This window comes from Streptomyces sp. Alt3 (assembly GCF_030719215.1).
Classification (GTDB): Bacteria; Actinomycetota; Actinomycetes; order Streptomycetales; family Streptomycetaceae; genus Streptomyces; species Streptomyces glycanivorans.
Map to the genome: position 1 here is coordinate 1,404,348 of NZ_CP120983.1, position 24,472 is coordinate 1,428,819.

The 24,472-nt window shown below is 71.5% G+C and carries 20 protein-coding genes; 8 read left to right on the plus strand and 12 right to left on the minus strand.

Annotated features, from left to right (window positions below):
• Positions 1-203 precede the first annotated feature (203 nt).
• Both P8A20_RS06040 and P8A20_RS06045 read left to right on the plus strand, forming a co-directional pair.
• Entirely contained in the window at positions 204-1,748 is a 1,545-nt protein-coding gene (locus P8A20_RS06040) for a peptidoglycan-binding protein (protein WP_306103022.1), read from the plus strand.
• A 244-nt stretch (positions 1,749-1,992) separates the two neighbouring features.
• Positions 1,993-2,157 (plus strand): hypothetical protein, encoded by a 165-nt coding sequence (locus P8A20_RS06045; RefSeq protein ID WP_187282158.1) that lies wholly within the window; start codon positions 1,993-1,995, stop codon positions 2,155-2,157.
• A gap of 102 nt (positions 2,158-2,259) precedes the next feature.
• On the opposite strand, the gene P8A20_RS06050 is transcribed toward P8A20_RS06045, so the two are convergent.
• The 6 genes from P8A20_RS06050 to P8A20_RS06075 all read right to left on the minus strand — a co-directional run bounded on the left by P8A20_RS06050 (position 2,260) and on the right by P8A20_RS06075 (position 12,882).
• Positions 2,260-5,910, minus strand: a complete 3,651-nt coding sequence (locus P8A20_RS06050) for a S8 family serine peptidase (protein WP_306105123.1) — start codon at positions 5,908-5,910, stop codon at positions 2,260-2,262.
• 207 nt (positions 5,911-6,117) lie between these two features.
• On the minus strand, positions 6,118-7,257 hold the full coding sequence (locus tag P8A20_RS06055; protein ID WP_147960064.1) for an XdhC family protein: 1,140 nt from the start codon (positions 7,255-7,257) through the stop codon (positions 6,118-6,120).
• Between the two features lie 42 nt (positions 7,258-7,299).
• Positions 7,300-8,757 carry an NCS2 family permease gene (locus P8A20_RS06060; RefSeq protein WP_306103023.1) on the minus strand — a complete coding sequence of 486 codons (1,458 nt, stop codon included), beginning with the start codon at positions 8,755-8,757 and terminating at the stop codon, positions 7,300-7,302.
• 215 nt (positions 8,758-8,972) lie between these two features.
• Positions 8,973-11,390: a xanthine dehydrogenase family protein molybdopterin-binding subunit gene (locus tag P8A20_RS06065; RefSeq protein ID WP_147960062.1), complete on the minus strand. Its 2,418-nt coding sequence runs from the start codon at positions 11,388-11,390 to the stop codon at positions 8,973-8,975.
• Between the two features lie 2 nt (positions 11,391-11,392).
• Positions 11,393-11,989 carry a (2Fe-2S)-binding protein gene (locus tag P8A20_RS06070; protein ID WP_147960061.1) on the minus strand — a complete coding sequence of 199 codons (597 nt, stop codon included), beginning with the start codon at positions 11,987-11,989 and terminating at the stop codon, positions 11,393-11,395.
• Between the two features lie 2 nt (positions 11,990-11,991).
• Positions 11,992-12,882 carry an FAD binding domain-containing protein gene (locus tag P8A20_RS06075; RefSeq protein WP_147960060.1) on the minus strand — a complete coding sequence of 297 codons (891 nt, stop codon included), beginning with the start codon at positions 12,880-12,882 and terminating at the stop codon, positions 11,992-11,994.
• A gap of 293 nt (positions 12,883-13,175) precedes the next feature.
• On the opposite strand from P8A20_RS06075, the gene P8A20_RS06080 reads away from it, so the two are divergent.
• Positions 13,176-14,891, plus strand: coding sequence for a PucR family transcriptional regulator (locus P8A20_RS06080; protein WP_306103024.1), 1,716 nt, complete (start codon positions 13,176-13,178; stop codon positions 14,889-14,891).
• 192 nt (positions 14,892-15,083) lie between these two features.
• Complete coding sequence (locus tag P8A20_RS06085) at positions 15,084-15,866, plus strand: hypothetical protein (RefSeq protein ID WP_306103025.1); 783 nt, start codon at positions 15,084-15,086, stop codon at positions 15,864-15,866.
• 36 nt (positions 15,867-15,902) lie between these two features.
• Here the strand turns inward: P8A20_RS06085 and P8A20_RS06090 are convergent, their stop codons facing one another.
• Positions 15,903-16,649 carry a GntR family transcriptional regulator gene (locus P8A20_RS06090; protein ID WP_147960058.1) on the minus strand — a complete coding sequence of 249 codons (747 nt, stop codon included), beginning with the start codon at positions 16,647-16,649 and terminating at the stop codon, positions 15,903-15,905.
• 144 nt (positions 16,650-16,793) lie between these two features.
• Between P8A20_RS06090 and P8A20_RS06095 the strand changes: the two genes are divergently transcribed.
• Together P8A20_RS06095 and P8A20_RS06100 are read left to right on the plus strand one after the other, a co-directional pair.
• Positions 16,794-17,642: a (2Fe-2S)-binding protein gene (locus P8A20_RS06095; protein WP_306103026.1), complete on the plus strand. Its 849-nt coding sequence runs from the start codon at positions 16,794-16,796 to the stop codon at positions 17,640-17,642.
• Positions 17,643-17,846: 204 nt separating this feature from the next.
• Entirely contained in the window at positions 17,847-18,932 is a 1,086-nt protein-coding gene (locus P8A20_RS06100; RefSeq protein ID WP_306103027.1) for a DUF2637 domain-containing protein, read from the plus strand.
• 3 nt (positions 18,933-18,935) lie between these two features.
• Here P8A20_RS06100 and P8A20_RS06105 read toward each other — a convergent pair whose 3' ends face one another.
• A complete protein-coding gene (locus P8A20_RS06105) occupies positions 18,936-19,340 on the minus strand; it encodes an ATP-binding protein (RefSeq protein ID WP_306105124.1) in 405 nt (134 codons plus the stop codon).
• A 260-nt stretch (positions 19,341-19,600) separates the two neighbouring features.
• Between P8A20_RS06105 and P8A20_RS06110 the strand changes: the two genes are divergently transcribed.
• Together P8A20_RS06110 and P8A20_RS06115 are read left to right on the plus strand one after the other, a co-directional pair.
• Complete coding sequence (locus P8A20_RS06110) at positions 19,601-19,999, plus strand: guanyl-specific ribonuclease (RefSeq protein ID WP_306103028.1); 399 nt, start codon at positions 19,601-19,603, stop codon at positions 19,997-19,999.
• 95 nt (positions 20,000-20,094) lie between these two features.
• Positions 20,095-20,484, plus strand: coding sequence for a barstar family protein (locus P8A20_RS06115; protein ID WP_147960054.1), 390 nt, complete (start codon positions 20,095-20,097; stop codon positions 20,482-20,484).
• 10 nt (positions 20,485-20,494) lie between these two features.
• Here P8A20_RS06115 and P8A20_RS06120 read toward each other — a convergent pair whose 3' ends face one another.
• Genes P8A20_RS06120 through P8A20_RS06135 form a run of 4 tightly spaced genes read right to left on the minus strand, consistent with a single transcriptional unit; the run spans position 20,495 to position 24,469 of the window.
• Positions 20,495-21,346, minus strand: coding sequence for an ABC transporter ATP-binding protein (locus tag P8A20_RS06120; protein ID WP_306103029.1), 852 nt, complete (start codon positions 21,344-21,346; stop codon positions 20,495-20,497).
• The gene (locus P8A20_RS06125) at positions 21,343-22,395 is read right to left on the minus strand and encodes a FecCD family ABC transporter permease (RefSeq protein WP_306103030.1); all 1,053 of its coding nucleotides are present in this window, start codon (positions 22,393-22,395) and stop codon (positions 21,343-21,345) included. Before P8A20_RS06125 ends, P8A20_RS06120 begins: the two co-directional genes overlap by 4 nt.
• Positions 22,392-23,435: a FecCD family ABC transporter permease gene (locus P8A20_RS06130; protein WP_306103031.1), complete on the minus strand. Its 1,044-nt coding sequence runs from the start codon at positions 23,433-23,435 to the stop codon at positions 22,392-22,394. The genes P8A20_RS06125 and P8A20_RS06130 overlap by 4 nt, the downstream gene beginning before the upstream one ends.
• Positions 23,432-24,469, minus strand: a complete 1,038-nt coding sequence (locus P8A20_RS06135; protein ID WP_306103032.1) for an iron-siderophore ABC transporter substrate-binding protein — start codon at positions 24,467-24,469, stop codon at positions 23,432-23,434. The genes P8A20_RS06130 and P8A20_RS06135 overlap by 4 nt, the downstream gene beginning before the upstream one ends.
• Positions 24,470-24,472 lie beyond the last annotated feature (3 nt).

Below are 24,472 nucleotides of genomic sequence, written 5' to 3' on the forward strand. Positions count from 1 at the left end.
GCCGTCACCCTCCACCAGGGGTGACGGCCCACCCGAGCGGCCTACGAAAGCCCTCAAATCCATTGGAGTGAAGGGAAGTTGAACACGCCTGGGCATCATTGTCAGGTCCTGGGCGGCTGGATAGCCTGTGCGGGCTCAGCGGCCCTCGGTCCACCCCCACCGGGTCCGGAGGGCCTCCCCTCCCCCACAGACCTGGAGCAGGTATGCCCCGACGTCCCGCCGGCCACACCCGAGGCCGTGCCGCCGTTCTGGCCTCTCTGACCGTCACCGCCCTCGTCGCCGCCGGCCAGTCGGCCGGAGCCGCCCCCGCCGACGAGGATTCCATGAACCAGGCCTTCGACCGGGCCGCCGAGGAGTACGGCGTACCGCGCGACCTGCTCGCCGCCGTCGGCTACGGCGAGACCCATCTGAACGGCCACGCCGGGCTCCCCAGCCAGGACAACGGCTACGGCGTGATGCACCTGGTCAGCAATCCGGCCAACCACTCGCTGGAGAAGGCCTCCGCGCTGACGGGTGAGTCCACGGCGGAGCTCCGCAAGGACACCGGGACGAACATCCTGGGCGGCGCGGCCGTGCTGCGGGACCACGCGGACACGCTGGGCATGGACACGGCCGACCGTGCGGACATCGACGCCTGGTACCCGGTCGTCGCCCGCTACAGCGGAGCCGAGGGTGGCGTCGCCGCGCTCTACGCGGACACCGTCTACACCTTCCTCGCGGAGGGGCTGCGGGCCACCGTGGCGGGCGGCGAACAGGTCTCCGTCACCTCCCGGCCGGTCTCACCCGACAAGGGCCCCTTCGCGAAGGCCGACATCACCGCCCAGAGCCCGGACTACCCGCCGGGCCTCTGGGTCGCGGCCAACTCCGCCAACTTCGCGACGGGCCGCACGGCGACGGTGGACAAGGTGGTCATCCACGTCACCCAGGGCTCGTACGCCGGGACCATCAGCTGGTTCCAGAACGCGACCTCGAAGGTCAGCTCCCACTACGTGGTCCGTTCCTCGGACGGCCAGGTCACCCAGATGGTGCGCGACAAGGACACCGCGTACCACGCCAAGAGCGCCAACGCCTCGTCGCTCGGCATCGAGCACGAGGGCTTCATCGACGACCCGTCATGGTTCACGGACACGATGTACCGCTCGTCGGCCGCGCTGACGAAGTACCTGTGCGACCGGTACGGCATCGCCAAGAACAGGTCGCACATCATCGGGCACAGCGAGGCGCCCGGCAACGACCACACCGACCCGGGCGCCAACTGGAACTGGACCTACTACATGCAGCTCGTCGGCGGCGCCGCCGGTTCGGCCGACGGTCTGAGCTTCGCGTCGTACACGGTCCAGAAGAGCGGCTCGACGGGGTCCCAGGTGAAGGCCCTCCAGACGCTGCTCAACCAGCAGGGCTATCAGGCGGGCGCCGAGGACGGCGTCTTCGGCACCGCCACCGGGAACGCCGTGCGCGCCTTCCAGACCGCGCGTGGTCTCGACGCCGACGGCACGGTCGGCCCGAAGACCTGGACCGCCCTGCTCTCGGCAGGCACCACTCCGGCTCTGGGCACCGGCGCCTCGGGCGACGGGGTGAAGCGGCTGCAACGGGCGCTGACCGCGGCACTGGGCAGAACCGTCGCCGCCGACGGTGCCTTCGGTACGAACACGGACAAGGCGGTCCGCGACTACCAGAGCTCGCGGAACCTCTCGGTCGACGGCACCGTCGGCGCCGGCACCTGGGCCGCACTGCAGTCCGGGCGCTGACCACCCCCACCCGCGCACGCCCGTCGAGGGGGGACGGCCTCTCCTGCCACCGGCCACCACGGCAGGAGAGGAGGGCCCGCCCGGCGACGGCCGGCCGACGCGCCGCCCGGGGAGCCGTCCCGGCCACCCGTGTGCTCCGGAGCGCACCCGGAAGGCGCCGGTACGCCTTCCCCGGCACCACGCCCGCGGGCGAGTCTGGGCCCTGTCGGCACCCGGCCGACGGGACTCGGAGGGCGGTCGGAGCATGGCTCGTACACAGTCGAGGTGCGGAGCACCCACCCAGAAGGGCACACGCTGCCGACGGCTGGCGATGAAGGACGCCTCCCGCTGCGACCGGCACCGGGGCGACTGGTCGAAGTACACGGTCGCCCGGCGCAAGGAACAGGAGAAGGCCGCCCGTCGCAGGTGAGGAACCGGCCGACTTGAGCAGCAGCCCGTCGACTGCACCGAAACGACGGTGGCCCCGCACCCCGTGCGGGATGCGGGACCACCTGGGCCGTTGTTCAGCGGGTCACTTCAGGCCGAAGGCCTTGATGATCTCCTGGTCGACGGTCAGGCCGCCGGGGCCCTCGGCGTGTGCCTTGAGCGAGACCGAGGAAGCGCCCTTGGCCGGAGTCCGCAGCTTCGCGGTCCACCCACCCGGCGAGCTCTTGCGCAGCTCCACCGCGCTCCAGGACCTGCCCTCGTCGTAACTGACGGACAGCGAGGCCTTGGTGGCCTTCACCGTGCCTTCCAGCCACGCCTGGGTGCCGGACTCGATACCGACCTCGATCTGCTTGCCCGCCCTGACGTCGCCCGCCAGGTCGGTGGCCACGTCGTAGTCGAGCTGGAGCAGCGGGATGTCGGCCCGCTGCGTGCCGTCCGGCAGGGCGCCCGAGACGAAGTTCCACGCGGTGTGTGTCCGTGTGGAGGTCCTCCAGGTCGCCTCGTCCCGGACCGAGTCGATGACCAGGCGGTACGGCAGCTTGTCGGCCGACAGGTCCCAGGCGTAACCGGCCCGCCCCACTCCCTTCTTGATCAGGGTGTCGCCCTGGTAGAAGGCGTAGGAGGTGGTGTCGTACTCGTCCGCCGGCATGGCACCGGAGTGGCCCTCGCCCGAGTCCGTCCACGGCGTGATGTTGAACTGCACGTCGTTGTACGCGGTACGGAACGGTCCCCAGTAGGCCGTGCCCAGCCGGGGGCCCGTGACCGGGGCGAACCAGTCGGCGCGGTAGGTGCGGCCCGCCGTGTAGTCGAGCTCGGCGCTGCGCATCTCGTGCGCCGTGTCGGAGGCGTCGGCGGTCAGCACGGAGTGGTTCTCGTACCAGAAGGAGTCACCCGGCAGCGGGGTGAGCCACTCGGTGCGGGTGCCCGGGAACTTCTCGTACTCCTCGAAGCCGAGGCCGGGGCCGTACTCCGGGATGTCGTAGCGGTAGCCGCCGCCCAGGGTGGCCTTGTGGCCGTAGAAGGTGTTCTCCACCTTCGCCAGCAGGCCGGCCGACGGGGCGAAGGCCAGGGAGCGGTCCGGGATGGTGCCGTCGTGACGGTCCACCAGGTCGTACACGTACGAGGCGAACTTCTTCTGGTCGACGGTGAGCTTCTTGCCGCGCTGTGCCGCCTTGATCAGCGTCCGGCCGGCGCCCGTCTGCACCGAGGCGACCGGAATGGCGGTCTGCTCGCCGTAAGGCGCGTAGCTCTCCATCGCGACTCCGCGGGCGTCGTTGACGACGAAGAGTGCCTTCGCGCCCGCCGCGAGTGCGTTGGCGAGCCGCTCGGCGGGCGGGACGGCGTCGCTACGGGTGACGACGACGGCCTTGCCCTTGACACCTCGGCCCTTGTAGTCGGCTGCGGCGCCGTTGCCGGCGAAGACCCCGGTGAGCTTCTGCTCGCTGTCCTCGGCGACGGCCGAGCCGTTCTGCACGGTGACCGGGACGTCGTGGCCGTCGGCCGTGAGGTCGATCAGCTCCTCGCCCTGGCGCCAGCGGGTCAGGAAGCTGAAGTCGCCCTGCGTGACCTTCTTCGTGGGGCTCGCCCACAGCTGGTCGTAGGTCAGAGGGATCTGGTAGGCGTCACGCTGGACCACGCCCTCGGGGGAGGTCCGGGCCATGTCGTAGCGCAGCTGCCGGGTCTCGGTCTCCTGCGGGGTTCGTACGCTCACCTTGCGGGCCTTCGAGGCGTCGAGGGTGACCGTGGTGGCCTTGTCCAGGATCGTCTCGGGGGCCGAGAGGAACGCGACGGCCTTCGAGTCGGACCGGTCGCCGTCGACATCGGCCGAGGTCCAGGCGGTGTAGTTGCCCGGGGGCAGCCGCAGGGTGGTCTCACCGGAGACCTGGACCAGACCGAGCTGGGTGTCGCCGAGCGCGGCGAGGACCACGGTTCCGTCCATCGGCTCCCCCGCGCGGTCACGCAGACGGAGCGTCAGGTCGTGGAGCTCCCGCTCCTTGTTCACGGCGAAGCCGGTGTGCGCCACCGTTGCCCCGGAGGTGTCCGTGGCGACGACCTGGCCGGAGAACCGTGTGTCGTTCGCGATCTCCGACGGATCGATCGAGAGGACGGCCTCCGCGGTGGAGCCGGCCGGGACGGTCAGCTCGTGGGTGGACAGCGTGTAGGCGGCGGCGTCCGTGTCGGTCGCCAGCTTCAGCGTGACGTTCTCCTCGCCCGTGTTGCGGTAGGTGAGGGTGCGCTCGGCGACCGCGTCCTCTGCGCTGTGCGGCCAGTCGTACGACGCGACCTCGACGGAGCCGGTGGCCTCGACCGTCGTGTCGACGGCGGCCTTCACGTCGAGGCGGCCGGTGCCCTGCTCGTACGGCGTGTGGTCGGGCAGCAGCTTCGACGAGCTCATCAGCGCGTCCTTGAGCCGCTGACCGGACCATTCGGGGTGACGCTGCTTCAGGACGGCAGCGGCACCGGCGACGTGCGGGGTCGCCATCGAGGTGCCCGACATCGACTGGTACATGCCTTCGATGCCGGGGACCGACTGCGAGGCGGCGGCGTTGATGTCGACGCCGGGGGCGGACAGGTCCGGCTTCAGACCGTAGGACCGCACGAGCGGGCCCATGGAGGAGAAGGCGGCCCGTCCGTCCTGCTTGTCGACGGCGGCGATGGTGAGAGCGCTCGCCGCGGAGCCGGGCGAACCGATGGTTCCCGCGCCGTAGGCGTTGCCCGCGGCGATCACGAAGAGCGGGCCCCCGTCGGCGGAGAGTGCGTCGACGGCCTGCGCCATCGGATCGGTGCCGTCGTCCGGGATGCTGGATCCGAGGCTCATGGAGACGACGTCGGCGCCTTCGGCCTTCGCCCACTCCATCGCCTCGATGATGCCCGAGTCGGCGCCGGACCCCTCGTTGCTCAGGACCTTGCCGACGATCAGGTCGGCGGCGGGGGCGACTCCCTTGTTGACGCCGTCCGATGCCGCGCCCGAGCCCGCGATGGTGGAGGCCACGTGCGTGCCGTGACCGTTCTCGTCGACGACCTCCTCACCGGGGACGAAGCTCCTGGACCGCGTGATGCGGTCCTTGACGTCCGGGTGCGTGGCGTCGATGCCGGTGTCGAGCACGGCGACCGTGGTGCCCTTGCCGTCGAAGCCCTCCGCCCATGCCTGCGGTGCGTTCACCTGCGGGACGGAGTCCTTGAGCGCGGCCTCGACCTTGCCGTCGAGCCAGAGCTTCGTGATGCCGTTGGCCGGCGAACGGCCCTTCGACGTACGGGAGATGTCGTTCCAGAAGGTGCGGGCGTCGTCCTTGTCGGCCTTCAGGGCCGCGCCGTGTACCGACTCCAGGGTGCGGACCGTCCTGCTGCCGCGCGGGGCGGCGGGCAGCGAACGTCCCACGCCCGCCGCGTAGGTGGCGATCAGCGGAATGCCGCCGGAGCGGCGGTCGTCGTAGCCCATCTCGACGAGTGTCGAGATGTTGAACAGTCGGCGGTCCAGCTTCTCGGCCGCGATGAGGGCAGTCGCCTCGTCCGGGATGACGTAGATGTCCTCCCCCGCCTGCTGCACGTGCACGCCGCCCGTCGCGCCCTCGGGTCGGTCGACGGTGACGGTGTCCTGGCTGCCCGCGCCGTCCGTCCAGTGGACGACGTCGCCGGTGACCAGCGTGATGTCGTGGTCGCGTGCCCCGGGCCCGGGGCGGTCCCCGGTGGACGGCGGCTTCGGGGCTGCGGTGGCGGAGCCCGCCGCGGGGAGCATGACGCCGCTCACGAGGGCGACGGAGGTCGCTATGAGCAGAGCCCTGCGTCCCGCGCGAGCGGGTCTCGCCCGGCCGGAAACGGAGGAGAGGGAAAATGTCATGCAGCTGATCTACCGGTAAATCCGGGGCTGCGGACGGCTTCACCCCTGGCGTGAAACCGCCGTGGCGGCAATCCGCCCGGCGTGAACTGCCGACGACCGTCGGGTTCAGGCCACCGGGAGGAGTGCGGGTCCGCTCTCGTGATGGATCGGGGTGTGCGCGCCCTTCAGTGGCAGCCCGGTGCCGCCGCGCCGGTCGGCGACGATCTCGGCGGCGATGGAGAGGGCGGTCTCCTCGGGCGTACGCGCGCCGAGGTCCAGCCCGATCGGTGAGTGCAGCGCGGCGAGTTGGCGGTCGGTGACACCTGCCTCGCGAAGTCGCTCGTTGCGCTCCAGATGGGTCCGGCGGGAGCCCATCGCACCGACGTAGGCGACCGGCAGTCGCAACGCCAGTTCCAGCAGCGGGACATCGAACTTGGCGTCGTGCGTGAGGACGCACAGCACCGTGCGCGCGTCCACCTCGGTGCCCGCGAGGTAGCGGTGCGGCCAGTCGACGACGATCTCGTCGGCGTCGGGGAAGCGGGCCGCGGTGGCGAAGACGGGGCGGGCGTCGCAGACGGTGACGCGGTAGCCGAGGAAGCGGCCGGCCCGCACCAGTGCGGCGGCGAAGTCGATGGCCCCGAAGACGATCATCCGGGGCGGCGGGACGCTCGATTCGACGAGCAGGGTCAGAGGGCTGCCGCAGCGGGAGCCCTCCGCGCCGATGACGAGCTCGCCGGTGCGGCCGGCGTCGAGCATCGCGCCGGCCTCGGCGACCGCCGTGCGGTCGAGCTCGGCATGTCCGCCGAGCCCGCCCTCGTAGGCGCCGTCGGGGTGGACGAGCAGGGGCCGGCCGAGCAGTTCGGCGGGCCCTTCGGTGACGCGTGCGACCGCGGCCGCGCGGCCTTCGGCGGCGGCGGCGAACGCGGCGGCGAACACCGGGCGCGCGGGGTCGTCCGCGCGCACCGGGGTCACCAGGATGTCGATGACCCCTCCGCAGGTCAGGCCGACCGCGAAGGCGTCGTCGTCGCTGTAGCCGAAGCGTTCACGGACGGTCGTGCCGTCCTCGATCGCCTGTCGGCACAGCTCGTACACCGCGCCCTCCACACATCCGCCGGAGACCGATCCGACGGCCGCGCCGTCGCTGTCCACGGCGAGGGCGGCACCCGGCTGCCGGGGCGCGCTGCCGCCGACGGCCACCACGGTGGCCACGGCGAACGAGCGTCCCTGCCCGGCCCACCGGTGGAGCTCCTCGGCGATGTCCAGCATGGCGTTTCTCCGTTCTGACCGATGTGCGGGGCGCGGCGGGCGTCAGCTGACGCCCAGCCAGCTCTCGATGGGATGGAGGGCGAAGTAGACGACGAAGACCAGTGTCAGGACCCACATGAAGACGCCGACCTCACGTGCCCTGCCCTGGGCGAGCTTGATGGCCGAGTACGAGATGACGCCCGCCGCGACACCGGTGGTGATGGTGTAGGTGAACGGCATCAGGACGACGGTGAGGAAGACCGGGACGGCGACGGAGCGGTCCGCCCAGTCCACGTGCCGGGCGTTCTGCATCATCATGGCGCCGATGACGACCAGGGCGGCGGAGGCCACCTCGGCCGGCACGATCGCCGTGAGCGGGGTGAAGAAGAGGCAGGCGGCGAAGAAGAGCCCGGTGACGACGGAGGCGAGCCCGGTACGGGCACCCTCGCCGACGCCGGTCGCCGACTCGACGAACACGGTCTGTCCCGAGCCTCCGGCGACACCGCCGATCGCACCGCCCGCGCCGTCGATGAACAGTGCCTTGGACAGACCGGGCATGCGGCCCTTGTCGTCCGCGAGCTTCGCTTCCGTACCGACTCCGATGATGGTGGCCATCGCGTCGAAGAAGCCCGCCAGCACGAGCGTGAAGACGATCATGCCGACCGTCATCACGCCGACGTCGCCCCAGCCCCCGAACTCGACGTTCCCGAAGAGAGAGAAGTCCGGCGAGGAGACCGCGCTGCCGCTCAGCTCGGGCGGGCCGCTGCTCCACGCCTTCGGGTCGATGTCGCCGACGGCGTTGACGACGATCGCGCCCAGGGTGCCGACGACGATGCCGATCAGGATGGCGCCGGGGACGTTGCGCGCCTGCAGCATGAAGATCAGCAGCAGGGTGACGGCGAAGATGAGGACCGGCCAGCCGGCGAGTTCACCGGCGGGGCCGAGGGACAGCGGGGTCGCGGTGCCCTTGTGGACGAAGCCGGCCTTGAAGAGGCCGATGAGGGCGATGAAGAGGCCGATCCCGATGGTGATGCCGTGCTTCAGGGCGAGCGGGATGGCGTTCATGATCATTTCACGGAGGCCGGTGACGACGAGCAGGCAGATCACCAGCCCGTAGATCACGCACATGCCCATGGCCTGCGGCCAGGTCATGGCCGGCGCCACCTGCGAGGCGAGCACACCGGAGACGCTGAGTCCGGCGGCGAGCGCCAGGGGCACCTTGCCCACGAAGCCCATCAGCAGGGTGGTGGCCGCCGCCGCGAGGGCGGTGGCGGTGATCAGCCCGGACTGGCCGAGCAACTGCCCGTCGACGTCCTCGCCGCCGAGGATGAGCGGGTTGAGCAGGAGGATGTACGCCATGGCCATGAAGGTCGTGACGCCGCCGCGCACTTCACGCGCGACGGTCGATCCGCGTTCGGATATGTGGAAGTACCGGTCGAGCCAGGACCGTCCGGCGGGGACACGCGAGCCGGGGCCCGCGTCCTCCGCGCCTGTCCTGGGTTCCACGGACTGCTGGGTCATGTTGCCTGACTCCCAAGGTTCACAGGGGCACCCGCGTGGAGCTGGTGGTGATTGCGGGATTTGGGATGACTGCGAGGCGCACGACCCGGGGGACGGCCCGAGACGAACTCTTCGTACGGATGGTGCGGTCGGGCGATGACTCCGGACGGCGCGCGGCGCGGGGAAGTGTGACGTTCACGGCAGGTGCGCACCGCCCGGAGGGTCTTGGGGAGCCGTCAGGTGCCGGTGATGTGCTCGGGGCGCACCGGTGTCCTGTTGAGCTCCAGACCCGTCGCGTTCCTGATCGCCGCGAGGACGGCGGGGGTGGACGACAGGGTCGGGGCCTCGCCGATGCCGCGCAGCCCGTAGGGGGCGTGGTCGTCGGCGAGTTCGAGCACGTCCACCGGGATGGTCGGCGTGTCGAGGATGGTGGGGATGAGGTAGTCGGTGAAGGAGGGGTTGCGCACCTTCGCCGTCCTCGGGTCGACGATGATCTCCTCCATGACGGCGACACCCAGGCCCTGGGTGGTGCCGCCCTGGATCTGGCCCACGACCGACAGCGGGTTGAGCGCCTTGCCGACGTCCTGGGCGCACGCGAGCTCGATGACCTTGACCAGGCCCAGTTCGGTGTCGACCTCCACGACCGCGCGGTGCGCGGCGAAGGAGTACTGGACGTGGCCGTTGCCCTGTCCGGTGCGCAGGTCGAAGGCCTCGGTGGGACGGTGGCGCCACTCCAGCTCGACGTCGACCGCCTCGCCCTCCAGCACGTCGGCCAGCGGGGCGAGCACCTCACCTCCGTCGGTGACGACCTTGCCGCTCTCCAGGAGGAGTTCGGCGGTGGCCCAGGCGGGATGGTACGTCCCGAACTTGCGGCGGCCGATCTCCAGGACCTGTTCCCGGACGGCCTCGCAGGAGTTCTTCACGGCGCCCCCGGTGACGTACGTCTGCCGGGAGGCGGAGGTGGAACCGGCCGAGCCGACCTGGGTGTCCGCCGGGTGGATGGTCACCTGGCTGACGCCCAGTTCGGTGCGGGCGATCTGGGCGTGGACCGTGACACCGCCCTGTCCGACCTCGGCCATCGCGGTGTGCACGGTGGCGACCGGTTCGCCGTTGATGACCTCCATCCGCACCCGGGCGGTGGAGTAGTCGTCGAAGCCCTCGGAGAAGCCGACGTTCTTCAGCCCGACGGCGTAACCCACACCCCGCACGACACCTTCGCCGTGGGTCGTGTTGGACAGGCCTCCGGGAAGGGCGCGTACGTCGACGGAGCTGCCTCCGGCGTCGGCCGCGAGCCACTGCTGCTCGGGCGGCAGGGGCCTCGCCTTGACGCGGCGCAGCAGTTCGGCGACCGGGGCCGGTGAGTCGACGGGCTGTCCGGTGGGGAGCAGGGTGCCCTGCTCCATGGCGTTCAGCTGCCGGAGTTCGACCGGGTCCATGTCCAGGGCGGCGGCGAGCTTGTCCATCTGCGCCTCGTAGGCGAAGCACGCCTGCACGGCGCCGAAGCCGCGCATGGCTCCGCAGGGCGGGTTGTTGGAGTAGAGGGCGATCGCCTCGATGTCGACGTCCTCGACGACGTACGGTCCGACCGCGAGCGAGGAGGCGTTGCCGACGACGGCCGGTGAGGCGGAGGCGTAGGCGCCGCCGTCCAGCACGATCCGGCACTTCATGTGGGTGAGCTTGCCGTCCTTGGTGGCGCCGTGCTCGTAGTGGAGCTTCGCGGGGTGCCGGTGGACGTGTCCGAAGAAGGACTCGAAGCGGTTGTAGACCATCTTGACCGGCTTGCCGGTGCGCAGCGCGAGCAGGCAGGCGTGAATCTGCATCGACAGGTCCTCGCGCCCGCCGAAGGCGCCGCCGACGCCGGAGAGCGTCATGCGGACCTTGTCCTCGGGGAGGCCCAGGACGGGGGCGATCTGGCGGAGGTCGGAGTGCAGCCACTGGGTGGCGACGTACAGCTCCACACCGCCGTCCTCGGACGGCACTGCGAGGCCGGACTCCGGGCCGAGGAAGGCCTGGTCCTGCATCCCGAAGACATAGTCCCCGGTGATGATCACGTCGGCCCGCGCGGCGGCCGCGTCGGCGTCGCCCCGGACGATGGGCTGGCGGTGGACGATGTTGGGGTGCGGGACGTGCCCGATGTGGTGGTCGGTGCGGCCCTCGTGGACCAGGATCGCGTCGGGTGCGGTCGCGGAGGCCTCGTCCGTGATGAGCGGCAGCTCCACGTAGTCGATCTTGATCTTCGCGGCGGCGCGGCGCGCGGTCTCGGGGTGGTCCGCGGCGACGAGCGCCACGGGTTCGCCGTGGTGGCGGACCTTGCCGTGGGCGAGTACGGGGGTGTCCTGGATCTCCAGCCCGTAGTTCTTCATCTCGGCCGGCAGGTCGTCGTAGGTCAGCACGGCGTATACACCGGGCGTGGCGACGGCCTCGCCGATGTCGATGGAGCGGATCTCGGCGTGCGCGACGGTGGAGCGGAGCGTGTGGCCCCACAGCATGTCCTCGTGCCACATGTCCGAGGAGTACGCGAACTCGCCGGTGACCTTGAGGGTGCCGTCGGGGCGCAGGGTGGATTCCCCGATGCCGCCCCGGGTCTTGGAGCCCTGGGTGATCCTGGTGGGGGTGCCGGCCGGTACGGACGCGGCTCGTGGGTGCAGCGCCATGGCTATCGGACCGTCTCTTCCTGACGGGCGGCCGCGAGGCGGACCGCGTCGAGGATCTTCTCGTAACCGGTGCAGCGGCAGAGGTTGCCGGAGAGCGCCTCGCGGATGTCCTGGTCGGACGGGGAGGGCTGCGTCTCCAGCAGCTCGTCGGCGGCGACCAGCAGACCGGGGGTGCAGAAGCCGCACTGGACCGCGCCCGCGTCGATGAACGCCTGCTGGATCGGGGAGAGTTCGGCGGCCTCGGCGCCCTGCGCGTCGGTGGGCCGGGCCTGCCAGCGCTTGGCCCGGTCGAGCGAGGTACCGCAGGTGCCGGCGGCGCAGCCCGCTCCGGGGTGGGCGTCGTCGCGGTGCCGGGCGTAGTCCGCCAGCCCCTCGACTGTGACGATCTCGCGTCCTTCCGCCTGGCCGGCCGCGACGAGACAGGAACAGACGGGCACGCCGTCGAGGCGGACCGTACAGGAACCGCATTCGCCCTGTTCACAGGCGTTCTTGGAGCCGGGCAGACCCATGCGCTCGCGCAGGACGTACAGCAGGGACTCGCCCTCCCAGACGTCGTCGGCTTCCTGCTTCCGGCCGTTGACCGTGAAATTCACTCGCATGATCAAGCAGCTCCTTCGAGGGTGCGTCCCGCTCCGCGGTACTGCTCCCAGGTCCAGCCCAGCGTGCGGCGGGCCATGATGCCGACGGCGTGCCGGCGGTAGGCGGCGGTGCCCCGTACGTCGTCGATGGGGTTGCAGGCCCCGGCGGCGAGCTGGGCGAACTGCTTGGCCACGGAGGGCGTGATGATCTTTCCGCTCTCCCAGAACCCGCCCTCCTCCAGCGCGGCGTTCAGGAAGTCCTCGGCCTCCTTCGCCCGGACCGGGGTCGGGGCGGCGGAGCCGATGCCCGTGCGCACGGTGCGGCTCCCGGGGTGGAGCGCGAGGCCGAAGGCGCAGACGGCGATGACCATCGCGTTGCGGGTGCCCACCTTGGAGTACTGCTGCGGGCCGTCGGCCTTCTTGATGTGCACGGCCCGGATCAGCTCGTCCGGGGCGAGGGCGTTGCGCTTGACGCCGGTGTAGAAGTCGTCGATCGGAATCATCCGCGTACCCCGTACGGACGCGGCCTCGACCTCGGCGCCCGCGGCGAGCAGCGCCGGATGGGCGTCCCCGGCGGGCGAGGCGGTGCCCAGGTTGCCGCCGACGCCACCGCGGTTGCGGATCTGCGGCGAGGCGACGGTGTGCGAGGCGAGGGCGAGCCCGGGCAGCTCGGTCCGCAGGTTCTCCATGACGGCGCTGTACGGCACGGAGGCGCCGAGACGCACGGTGTCCGGGCCGACCTGCCACTCGGACAGCTCACCGATGCGGTTCAGGTCCATGAGGTGTCCGGGCCGCCGATGGTCGAAATTGATCTCGACCATCACGTCGGTGCCACCCGCGATGGGCACAGCCGTCGGGTGCTCGGCCTTGGCGGCGAGCGCCTCCTCCCAGCTGGCGGGGCGAAGGAAGTCCATGAGCGGCTCTCTTCTTCTTCTCGATCGGGTCGTTCGGCTGGGGCTGGGGACGGCCGGCCCGTCGGCCCGCCGTACTTCGACGGGGGCCGTTCCTGTGTTGTTGACGCGGTGTGTGGCCCAGTACACAAGCCTTGCTCCACTCGGTGCAGTCACCGAAACCATGAAGGAATTGGCTGGTCCCCGTCCCCGTCTTGTAGATTCGAACGAATGGCGGATCCCGGTAACCTCACCGCAACTCACAGGAGACCTCCGCCGCCCCACCGCACCCACGAAGAGATCGGCGGCAATCGACGATGCGGCTGCGCGCACTGCTGGACACCGAGGCTCTGGGCCTGCGGCTGCTCGGCGGCGAGGACGAGCTGGACCGTTCGGTCCGGGGCGTCATGACGACCGACCTGCGCGACCCCAGCCGCTATCTCTCCGGTGGCGAGCTGGTCCTCACCGGACTGGCGTGGCGTCGGGACGCCTCGGACTCCGAGCCGTTCGTACGGCTCCTGACGAATGCCGGGGTGGCGGGTCTGGCCGCGGGTGAGGCGGAGCTCGGGGACGTCCCCGACGATCTGGTCGAGGCGTGTCTGCGGAACCGGCTGCCGCTCTTCGCGGTCAACGAGACGGTGGCATTCGCGACGATCACCGAACACGTGGTGCGCCAGGTGTCCGGCGAGCGGGCCGGGGACCTCGCGGCGGTCGTCGACCGCCACCGCAGGCTGATGACCTCGGGCCCGGCGGGCGGCGGGCCCGAGGTTGTGCTCGACCTGCTCACCTCCGACCTGGACCTCCGCGCCTGGGTCCTGTCCCCCACGGGCCGGCAGATCGCCGGAGCGGGCGACGCCCTGCCGCCCCGGGTGGGCGCGCAGCTGGCCGGTCTGCATCTCGCGGCGACCCGCACCGGCCGTCCCGGGCCGCACCGCGCCGAGGTGGACGGAACCGCCTATTCGCTGTTCCCGATCCGGAACAGCGGCCGGGGCACGCTGCCCGCCCCGGCCCGCGATGTGCGCGAGTCCGTGCTCTCGGACTGGCTGCTGGCCGTGGCGGCGGATGCCGGGGACTGGCCGGAAGCCCGTCTGGACCTCCTCCAGGGCGTCACCCAGCTGATCGCGGTGGAGCGGGACCGCCGCGACGCCGCACGCGCGGTACGCCGCAGACTCGCCCAGGAGGTCCTGGAGCTGGTCCAGACGGGCGCCGCCCCCGCCGAGATCGCCGCCAGGCTGCGGGTGGCCGCCCCGGTCCTGCTGCCGGGGCTGGGCACGGCACCGCACTGGCAGGTCGTGGTGGCCCGGGTCGAGTGGCCCCAGGAGGACACCGGGCAGCCGGGCAGCCGGGCCGCGCAGGCCCTGCTGGAGGAGATCCTCGTCGACCCCGCGGTGACGGGCCCCGACTCGGCGGACCGGATCGCCGTGGCGTACACGGGTGAGGAGGCCGTCGCCCTCGTCCCGCTGACCGCGCTCGCCTCCCCGCGCCCGGAGGAGGCCGGCGCGCCGGAGGAATCCGGCGCCCGGGAACAGCAGGACGCCGCGCTGCACGCCGACACCCTGCTCGACACCGTCCGGGCGCCGCTCTCCGCGGGTCTCGGGGACGACGGCCGGCTGACACTGGGTGTCAGCGCGGCCGTGCATTCCGCCGAGGGGCTGCGCGGCGCGCTGGAGGAGGCCCGGCACGCCCGCCGGGTCGCCGCGGCCCGGCCTGGTCCGGTCTGCGCGGCAGGCCACCACGAGCTCGCCTCGCACGTCCTGCTGCTGCCCTTCGTCCCGGACGACGTCCGCCGCGCCTTCACCGCCCGGCTGCTGGACCCGCTCCGCGACTACGACCGGCGGCACCGCGCGGAGCTGATCGAGACCCTGGAAGCATTCCTGGACTGCGACGGCTCCTGGACCCGCTGTGCGGCCCGGCTGCACCTCCACGTCAACACACTGCGCTACCGCGTCGGACGTATCGAGCAGTTGACGGGACGTGACCTTTCGCGCCTCGAGGACAAGCTCGACTTCTTCCTCGCCCTGCGTATGAGCTGACGTCCGGGGCATATCACGGCCCTCCGGGGCTCCAGGTGATTGTGAAATCTTTCACCTGACATTGATCCCACCCCTTGGCCCGGCGTGCCATTCCGTGCTGAGATGCGCGCAGACCCTGGCCGACCGGCGTTCGCCGGCAGGCCTCCACAGCTCGATGGCGCGCTCGGGGAGGGCAATGTGGCGCATACCGCCATGTCTGGTTCCGGAACGACAGCAGATGACGATCCGCCGCTCCAGACCGCGGTATGGCGGCTGCGCTCACGAGCCTGCTGGACGGACGCGGCCGCGCTCCTCGGGCCACAGGCGGCCACCGACGCCGCGGCCGCTCTCCAGCGGACCTCGCTGCTGACCGAGCGGTGCCTCTACACGGGTACCGGCTGGACGGACGCCGAGGACGCGCTGCGCACCGCCGAGGCCCTCGCCCGGGACGACTCCGAGCGCGGGGCGGCGGCGTGCGAGCGCGGCTATCTCGCCTACGCCTCCACCCTGCTCGGGGCTCGCGACCGGGCCGACGAGGCCAGCGTGGCTCTCAGCAGGGCCGCTGCCCTGCTCCCGCCCTCCGCCCCCGGCCGCCCGCTGCTGGACTTCCGCCGGGGCCTGATCGCACAGAACATCGCCGATTCCCCCCAGTCCGCCCGCGCCGCCTACCGCAGGGCGCACGCCGGCGCCACGGCCCGGGGCGACGAGCTCCTGCTCTCCTTCACCTGGCGGCACCTCGCCTCGCTCGCCCTGCGCGAGGGGGAGCTGGCGGAGGCGCGGCACGGGTTCGCCGAGTCGCTGCGGATAAGGGAGGAGCTGGGCTATCTCGTGGGTACGGCTCCGGCGCTCATCTCGCTCGCGGACGCCGAACCGGAACCCGAGGCAGCCGCCCGGCTGCGCGCGGAGGCCTGGCTGTTCCGGCTGCTGGGGGGCGTGCCCACCTGGCTCGCCCCACGGCTGGAGCCGCCTTCCCCGGAGACCGCCGAGGCGAACTGACGGACCGGGCCGCGCGAGGGCGCGGTCCGGCCGGCGTCAGACGTCCGCGCCGTCGAAGTGGTCGCGCACGAGGGACCGCACCACCGTGAGGTCCCTGGCGATGAGCGCGTCCAGCAGTGCCGTGTGCTCCGAGGCGTCCGCGAGCAGCTCGGCCCTGCGGCCGGCGGGGCTGTCGACCAGGGGCCACTGGGAACGCCGGTGCAGGTCGTCGGCGACCGACACGAGCTGCTGGTTGCCGGACAGCGCGAGCACGGCGCGGTGGAAGGCACGGTCGCTCTCCGCGTACGCCGCACGGTCGCCGACGGCCGCCGCCGCGACCGTGGCGTCGGCCAGCGGGCGCAGCGCGCACCAGCCGGACGCCGGGACGGTGCGGGCGAGCCGCAGCATGACGGGGACCTCGATCAGCGCGCGCACCTCGGCGAGATCCGCCAGCTCCCGGGGGCCTCTCTCGCTGACCCGGAAGCCCCGGTTCGGTACGACCTCGACCGCGCCCTCGACGGCCAGCTGCTGCATCGCCTCGCGCACCGGGGTGGCGGACACGCCGAAGCGGGCGCCGAGCGCCGGGGCGGAGTAGACCTCACCCGGAGCGAGCTCCCCGCCGACGAGCGCGGCACGCAGGGCGTCCAGGATCTGGCCGCGCACGGAGTGCCGCTGGACCGTACGGGGGGCGGGCGGCTCGCCGTGGGTGTGTTCGCCGCGGGCCTGTTCGGGTACGCGAACGTCCTGCGGGGTGCCCGGGGAGGCGTACGGCCACGCGTTCTCACGCGCTCTGCCCTGCTCCACGGGTACCTCCTCCGGCCGCCGGGCCGGCTCGCGCGCGCCGGGCCCCCTGTGCACGATAGGCGGAGAGGGCGCCAGTTCAAACATCGATCTATTCGGGTAAGGTAAGGCTTACCTGCAAAAAGATCGTGATTCGGTGGTCCCTGAATGACCGTGCCCGCTCTGCTCGCCGCCACCGCCCCGTCCCCGCTGACGGCGGCCTACGAACGTCTGGCCGAGGCCTTCCCCGGCCTGCGGGCCGAGGTGCTCACCGACGACGTCGCGGCGCCCTCGGGCAACGGCTGGGTCGGTGCCGCCGAGCTCGCGGCGGGCGGAGCCGCGCTGGACGACTTCCTGGCCTGGGACGAGGCACAGGTGCTGCGGGACTACGGCACACAGGCCCGCCCTGACGTGGTGGCGAGCTTCGGGCTGCACCGTTATGCATGGCCCGCCTGCCTCCTGGTGACCCTGCCGTGGTTCACGCACCGCCGGGTACCGCGGATCCCCGTCGCGGGGGTCAGCTTCCACCGGGGCCTGGGCCATCTGACCCTCCGCGTGGGCGAGTTCGCCTGCCTGCCCGACGACCCGGCGGCCGGGACTCCGGGCGCGCGGGTCGTGCCCGACGAGGCGGCCCTGCGGGTGGAGGTGCTCGACGCGGTGGCGCAGCACATCGGCCCGGTACTGGACGGCTTCCGGCCGCGCATGCGACGCGGGAAGCGGGCCCTGTGGGGCATGGCCACCGACGAGATCGTCGAGGGCCTCTGGTACGTCGCCCATCTGCTCGGCGAGGAGAGCCGGGCGATGAGGGAGCTGGAGCTGCTGCTGCCGGGCACCACCAAGCCCTACGTGGGTACCGCCGGCTTCCGTGAACTGACCGGTCCGAACGGCGAGTCGCTCCCCACGCGCGACCGCGCGAGCTGCTGCCTCTTCTACACCCTGCGGCCCGAGGACACGTGCGTCACCTGTCCGCGCACCTGCGACGCGGACCGTGTCCGGAAGCTGACGCCCGCCACCTGAGGCATTCGGCGACTCACACCACCCGGGCGGGTGACCCCGATTCGCACGCGACTCGGCCCGCCCGAGCGGGCATTCGAAAAGATTCCGCCCAACGATGAGGCCCGCCCACCCAATGGCGTTCACTTGTCCCGAAACCCCCTGAGCGCGGCGATATTTCCGTCACGATGGCGCACGAAACGCCCTACGTGACGCAAGGGACCGCGCATGAGACTGACCGACATATCGCTTGACTGGCTGCTTCCGGGCGCCGTACTGCTCGTGGGGGTCATGGCGGCGGTGACGGTGGTCGCGCGCGGCAGGCGCGCCGCTGGGAAGGCCGCGGCCGACGACAGCTGGGAACGCAGCGAGGAGCGCCGCAGGCGCAAGGAGGCGCTCTACGCCACCGCCTCCTACGTCCTGCTGTTCTGCTGTGCCGCGGTCGCCGCCGCCCTCTCCTTCCACGGCCTCGTCGGCTTCGGCCGGCAAAACCTCAGCCTCCACGGGGGCTGGGAGTACCTCGTACCCTTCGGCCTCGACGGGGCCGCTATGTTCTGTTCGGTTCTAGCCGTCCGCGAGGCCAGCCACGGTGACGCGGCTCTGGGTTCACGGCTGCTGGTGTGGACGTTCGCCGGCGCTGCCGCCTGGTTCAACTGGGTGCACGCACCGCGCGGCATGGACCACGCGGGCGCCCCGCACTTCTTCGCGGGCATGTCCCTCTCGGCTGCGGTGCTGTTCGACCGTGCACTGAAGCAGACCCGCCGTGCCGCACTGCGTGAGCAGGGCCTCGTGCCCCGCCCGCTGCCGCAGATCCGGATCGTCCGGTGGCTGCGCGCTCCCAGGGAGACCTTCGGCGCCTGGTCGCTGATGCTCCTCGAGGGCGTACGCACCCTGGACGAGGCGGTGGACGAGGTGCGCGAGGACCGCCGGGAGAAGGAACAGGACCGGCACCGCCGGAGGGACAAGGCGAAGCTGGACCGGGCGCGCATCAAGGCCCTGAACCGGCAGAACCGGGTCTGGGGACGCGGCGGCCGCACCGGTCGCCAGGTGGACGTCCAGGCCATCGCCCCGGCACCGGGCGGCGGCCCACCGGCCGTCGCGGAGCCTGCCATAACAGAACAGGGACAACTGCCACTGCGCCCCCGGCCATCCCTGCAAGCCGTGAACGGCCCCAACTCCAGGAGTACTTCGGCACAGAACACGAGCGGTGATCCCGCGACCGTCGACCTCACCGCGGAGGACGACACCCAGGCCCTGCCCCGGCTCGATTCGCTGGAGCAGAAACTGAAGGACCTGGAGCAGCAGTTCGGCTGAGCGTCAGGGCCTCCCCGCGTTCAGCTCGAACCAGACCACCTTGCCCAGCGCCTTGGCCGTGACTCCCCAGGAGTCCGCCAGGCTCTGGACGAGCAGAAGTCCCCTGCCGTGCGTACCGTCGTCGGCGTTCGGTACGTACGGCGCGGGCTCCTGGCCGCCCGTGAAGTCACGCACCTCCACCCGCAGTCGCGCGGCCATGGAGGTCACCGTGACCACCGCGCCGTTCCTCGTGTGGATGAGCGCGTTCGTGACGAGCTCGCTGAGCAGGAGCTCCGCCACGTCGGTCGCCTCCGGCTGCCGGCGACTGCGGAGGAAGTCCCGCAGCGCGGCCCGTATCTCCCCCACGGCCGAGAGGTCGGCATGCCCGAGTCTGCGGTACAACCGCACCGGCGGGCTCTCCTTCGGCATCGTCGTGTCCCCCGTACGCACGCTGAATCGGCCTCCCCTGATTCCGTTTCATGACGTCATGTCTCGAACATCTTCACGGGATGCATGCCCCCACAGCGGAGCTGCCACTCATCTCCAGGCGTCAACATGTGAACGCGCCCCCGCACGCCCCCGGTGCGGCCGATCCGCCCGTCATATTTTCGTACTCACGGTTAACTTCCGAAAAATTCACACGTGTTGGCGTTGACGGATGGGGATCTACGCGCGTCATCATGGTGGGCATGCGAATCCCCCCACGGATCACCACGCTCGGCGGCGCAGCCGCCCTCCTGTCCGCCCTCCTCCTCGGCGGCCCGGTCACCGCATCGGCCGCGACGGCTCCCTCGACCGCCGCGGTCGGCAGCGTCTGCTACTCCGCGCTGCCGTCCCAGGCACACGACACGCTCGACCTGATCGAGGCGGGCGGCCCGTTCCCGTACGACCAGGACGGCACCGTCTTCCAGAACAGGGAGGCACTGCTGCCGAGTCAGAGCACGGGCTACTACCACGAGTACACGGTCATCACGCCCGGATCGTCCGACCGCGGTGCGCGGCGCATCGTGACGGGCGAGGAAACCGAGGAGGACTACTACACCGCGGACCACTACGAGTCCTTCGGTCTCGTCGACCACGGCTGCTGACGCCGCTCCCCGGACCGGTCCGCGCCGTAGTCCCCCACCTGCGGCGCGGACCATCGGACCGGCGACGGGAGAGATGACGCTTGTACGCTCCACGCATGACCGTGACGTATGTGATCGACGGCTCCGCCATCACCGGCCTGGACAGCTTCTGGGACGCGGTGGGCGAGGCGGTGAACGGCCCCGGCGGCTATTTCGGCCGCGGCCTCGACGCGTTCGCGGACTGTCTCGGCGGCGGCTTCGGCACCCCTGAGGACGGCGCGTTCGTCATCGAGTGGCGCGACCACGCCCGCTCCGCCCGCGCGCTGGGCCACGAGGAGACCGCCCGACGGCTGGAGGGTCTGCTGCCCCGGGTGCACCCCACCAACCGGGCGCGGATCGAGCGGGAACTGGCCGAGGCGAGGGCCGGCCGCGGGCCGACCCTCTTCGACGACCTCGTCGGGATCATCACGGAACGGGCCGGACCCGACGCACTGCGGCTGAGGTGAGGCGCGGGCGTCAGGAACGCGTCTTGGCAGCCGCGAGGACGGGGTCGGTCCCACCGGGCTCCGCGCGGACGTGGTGCCGCCCGATCGGGAGCATCAGGGGCTTGCCGGAGACCGGATCCTCGATGACGCGGCTCTCCAGTCCGAACACCGCCTCGACCGTCTCCTCCGTCAGCACCTCGCCCGGGGCACCAGCGGCGTGGATGCGGCCCGCCGCGAGGGCGACGAGGTGATCCGCGTACCTGGCCGCCAGGTTGAGGTCGTGCAGGACCATCACGACGGTCGTCCCCCGCGTCCGGTTCAGGTCGGTCAGCAGGTCGAGCACCTCGATCTGATGGCTGGCGTCGAGGAACGTGGTGGGCTCGTCGAGCAGCAGCAGATCGGTCTGCTGGGCCAGCGCCATGGCGATCCAGACCCGTTGCCGCTGACCGCCGGACAGCTCGTCCACCGCCCGGTCGGCGAGTTCGGCGGTCTGCGTCGCCTCCAGTGCGGACGCCACGGCTGCGTCGTCCTTCTCGCTCCACCGGGTGAAGACCCCCTGGTGGGGGTGGCGCCCGCGGCCCACCAGGTCCAGCACCGTGATGCCCTCGGGCGCGACGGGCGACTGCGGCAGCAGCCCCAGGGTCCGGGCGAGTTCCTTGGCGGGCATGCGGTGCACCTGCCTGCCGTCCAGGAGCACCTGCCCACCACGGGGTGACAGCAGCCGGGACATCGATCGCAGCAGCGTGGACTTTCCGCAGGCGTTGGCCCCGACGATGACCGTGATCCGGCCGGGCGGCACCGTCAGGTCGAGCGACTCGACGACGACGCGGTCGCCGTAGCCGAGGGTCAGCGCCTCGGCGGTGAGGGTGTGGGACGTGGTCATATCGAGCCTCCGGCCCGGTGGGTGCGGACGATCAGGTGGACGAGGTACGGCGCGCCGAGCACGCCGGTGACGACGCCGACCGGGTAACGCGTGTCGAAGGCGAACTGGCCGGTGAAGTCGGCGACGAGCACCAGGAGGGAGCCGACCAGCCCGGCGGGCACCAGGAGGGAACCTCCCGCCCCGACCAGCCGGGCCGCGATCGGACCGGACAGGAACGCCACGAAGGCGATGGGGCCGGCGGCGGCCGTGGCGAAGGCGATCAGCCCGACGGCGGCGACGATGACCGTGATCCGGGTGCGTTCCACGCGGACTCCGAGGGCCGAGGCGGTGTCGTCACCGAGCCGCAGGGCGGAGAGGTTCCGCCCCTGCGACAGCAGGACGGGGACCAGCACGACGAGCGCCGCCAGGGCCGGGACGGCCTGGTTCCAGCCCACGCCGTTCAGGCTGCCGGTCAGCCAGCGCATGGCCTCCTGGACGTCCCACTCGGCGGCGCGGGACAGCACGTAGGAGGTGATGCTGTCGAGCATCGCCGAGATGCCGATGCCGATCAGGATGAGGCGGGTGCCGACCACCCCGTCGCGGAACGCCAGGGTGTACACCAGCAGGGCGACGACAAGGGCGGCGACGATCGCGAGGACGGACACCTGGGTCCCGTCGAGGGACAGGGCAACGATCGCGATGGCCGCCGCGGCACTCGCCCCCGAACTGATGCCGATGACGTCGGGGCTGGCGAGCGGGTTGCGCAGCATCGTCTGGAAGGTGACACCGGCCATGCCGAAGCTGAATCCCGCCGCCACGGCGAGCACCGCACGCGGCAGCCGCAGCCGGCCGACGGTGAACGACGCACCGGGTACCTGCTCCCCGAGGATCACCCTCACGACGTCCCGGGGAGGGTAGAAGGTCTGCCCAGCCATCAGCGTCACGGCGAACGCGGCGACGACGAGCACGGCCAGGACCAGCGCGACGAGGCGCCTGCGGGAGGCGTTCCTGACGCGTCCGCGGGTGACTTCGCCCAGGACGGACGGCCGGGCGACTGCGGGGGCGCTCACAGGGCACGTACTTTCTGACGGCGGACGGTGTAGATGAAGAACGGGGCGCCGATCAGCGCCGTGACGATGCCGACGTCGATCTCGGAGGGCCGGGCCACGATCCGTCCGACGACGTCGGCGGCGGTCAGCAGCACGGCACCGGTCACCGCGGAGAACGGCAGCAGCCAGCGGTGGTCGACGCCTGTCATCAGCCGGCAGGCGTGCGGAACGACGAGTCCCACGAAGGCGATCGGTCCGGCGGCGGCCGTCGCCACGCCGCACAGGACGACGGCGCCGACCGCTGCCGTGGCCCGGGCGACGGCGACGCGTTCGCCGAGTCCGGCGGCGAGTTCGTCCCCCAGGGCCAGCGAGTTGAGTGCCCGTGCCGAGAGCAGGCAGATCAGCATGCCGACGCCGAGGAAGGGCAGGACGTGGCCGATGCGCTCGAAGGACGCGCCGCCGACCCCGCCGATCTGCCAGAGCCGGAAGGCACCCGAGATGTCGTTGCGGGGCAGGATGACCGCGGTGACCATCGAGGCGAACGCCGCGGAGGTCGCGGCGCCGGCGAGGGCGAGCTTGAGGGGGGTGGCGCCGCCGCGTCCCAGGGAGCCGACCGTGTGGACGAACACGGCCGACAGCGCCGCTCCGGCCATGGCGACCCACACGTACCCGGTCGGCGAGGTGAGCCCGAAGAACGCGACGCCCGTGACCACGGCCAGCGAGGCGCCCGTGTTGACGCCGAGGATGCCCGGGTCGGCCAGCGGATTGCGGGTCACCCCCTGCATGACACCACCGGCCAGGCCGAGCGCCGCGCCGATCAGCACGGCGAGGAGGGTGCGGGGTATCCGCTTGGTGACGGCCGCCTGTTCCAGCGTCCCGTCGGCACCTCCGAGCCCGCTCCACACGTCGGACCACGCGACGGTGCGCGAACCGACGGCGACCGAGAGCACCATCGCCCCCGCCAGCACGAGCAGCGTGACGAGCAGCCACAGGAGCCGGACACGGGCCGGACGCCGCACCACGGCGGCGTCCGGCTGGTGTCGGGTGTCGACCGTCGTCACTTGACCTTGTCCGCGGCCTCGGCGAGCTGTGCCACGTAGTCCTCCAGCACCCAGGAGATGGACAGCGGCGTGGGGTTCGCGGCGGTGGCCAGCGGGGCGCTGCCCGGCAGGAGGTACACGGAACCGCGCTCGACGGCCGGGATCTTGGAGAGCAGCGGGTCCTTGCGAAGCGTCTCCAGGAGCTCGCCCTTGTCGTCGCCGTAGCCGGTGATGATGTCGACGTCGTCGAACGCGTCGATCTGTTCCGCGCTCTTGGACAGTGCGAACTTGTCCGTGCCCTTCGACGCCTCGGCGATGCTGCCCGGGATCTTCAGACCGAGGTCCTCGAAGAACAGGGTGCGGGTGTCGTGCGCCGTGTAGAAGCCGACCTCACTCACGTCGTTGGGGTCGACGTGGGTCATGAACATCGCGGACTTGCCCGTGAGCTGCGGGTACTTGGCGACGGTCTCCTCGATGTCGCCCTCGACCTCGCCGATGAGCTTCTCGCCCTCCTCGGCGAGGCCGATCGCCTTGCTGTTCAGCTGGACGATCTCGCGCCACGGAGTGGCCCAGGCCGCCTCCGGGTAGGCCACCACGGGGGCGATGTCGCTGAGGGTGTCGTAGTCCTGCTGCGTCAGCCCGGAGTACGAGGCGAGGATGACGTCCGGCTTCGTGTCGGCCACGGCCTCGAAGTCGATGCCGTCGGTCTCGTCGAACAGGACCGGCGTCCTGGCGTCCAGTTCCTTCAGCTTCTCCTCGACCCAGGGCAGTACGCCGTCTCCGTCGTCGTCGCCGAAGTTCGCGGCGGCCATACCGACGGGGACGACACCGAGGGCCAGCGGAACCTCGTGGTTGGCCCAGTTCACCGTAGCGACGCGCTCGGGCTTCGACGGGATCGTGGTCCTGCCCAGCGCGTGCTCGATCGTCACCGGGAAGGCACCCGAGCCTGCCTTGCCGCTCCCGTCCTTCTCGGAGCCGGACTCCCCGCCGCAGGCTGTGAGGCCCACGAGCAGGGCGGCCGCGACAGCGACTGCACGAAGACGGTGTGGACGCATGGA

What these genes read in the sequence shown, in the direction of transcription:
- P8A20_RS06040 (WP_306103022.1), top strand. Translation starts at nt 204, where the DNA reads ATGCCCCGACGTCCCGCCGGCCACACCCGAGGCCGTGCCGCCGTTCTG.
- P8A20_RS06045 (WP_187282158.1), top strand. Translation starts at nt 1,993, where the DNA reads ATGGCTCGTACACAGTCGAGGTGCGGAGCACCCACCCAGAAGGGCACA.
- P8A20_RS06050 (WP_306105123.1), bottom strand. Translation starts at nt 5,910, where the DNA reads ATGCTCCCCGCGGCGGGCTCCGCCACCGCAGCCCCGAAGCCGCCGTCC.
- P8A20_RS06055 (WP_147960064.1), bottom strand. Translation starts at nt 7,257, where the DNA reads ATGCTGGACATCGCCGAGGAGCTCCACCGGTGGGCCGGGCAGGGACGC.
- P8A20_RS06060 (WP_306103023.1), bottom strand. Translation starts at nt 8,757, where the DNA reads ATGACCCAGCAGTCCGTGGAACCCAGGACAGGCGCGGAGGACGCGGGC.
- P8A20_RS06065 (WP_147960062.1), bottom strand. Translation starts at nt 11,390, where the DNA reads ATGGCGCTGCACCCACGAGCCGCGTCCGTACCGGCCGGCACCCCCACC.
- P8A20_RS06070 (WP_147960061.1), bottom strand. Translation starts at nt 11,989, where the DNA reads ATGCGAGTGAATTTCACGGTCAACGGCCGGAAGCAGGAAGCCGACGAC.
- P8A20_RS06075 (WP_147960060.1), bottom strand. Translation starts at nt 12,882, where the DNA reads ATGGACTTCCTTCGCCCCGCCAGCTGGGAGGAGGCGCTCGCCGCCAAG.
- P8A20_RS06080 (WP_306103024.1), top strand. Translation starts at nt 13,176, where the DNA reads ATGCGGCTGCGCGCACTGCTGGACACCGAGGCTCTGGGCCTGCGGCTG.
- P8A20_RS06085 (WP_306103025.1), top strand. Translation starts at nt 15,084, where the DNA reads ATGTCTGGTTCCGGAACGACAGCAGATGACGATCCGCCGCTCCAGACC.
- P8A20_RS06095 (WP_306103026.1), top strand. Translation starts at nt 16,794, where the DNA reads ATGACCGTGCCCGCTCTGCTCGCCGCCACCGCCCCGTCCCCGCTGACG.
- P8A20_RS06100 (WP_306103027.1), top strand. Translation starts at nt 17,847, where the DNA reads ATGAGACTGACCGACATATCGCTTGACTGGCTGCTTCCGGGCGCCGTA.
- P8A20_RS06105 (WP_306105124.1), bottom strand. Translation starts at nt 19,340, where the DNA reads ATGCCGAAGGAGAGCCCGCCGGTGCGGTTGTACCGCAGACTCGGGCAT.
- P8A20_RS06110 (WP_306103028.1), top strand. Translation starts at nt 19,601, where the DNA reads ATGCGAATCCCCCCACGGATCACCACGCTCGGCGGCGCAGCCGCCCTC.
- P8A20_RS06115 (WP_147960054.1), top strand. Translation starts at nt 20,095, where the DNA reads ATGACCGTGACGTATGTGATCGACGGCTCCGCCATCACCGGCCTGGAC.
- P8A20_RS06120 (WP_306103029.1), bottom strand. Translation starts at nt 21,346, where the DNA reads ATGACCACGTCCCACACCCTCACCGCCGAGGCGCTGACCCTCGGCTAC.
- P8A20_RS06135 (WP_306103032.1), bottom strand. Translation starts at nt 24,469, where the DNA reads ATGCGTCCACACCGTCTTCGTGCAGTCGCTGTCGCGGCCGCCCTGCTC.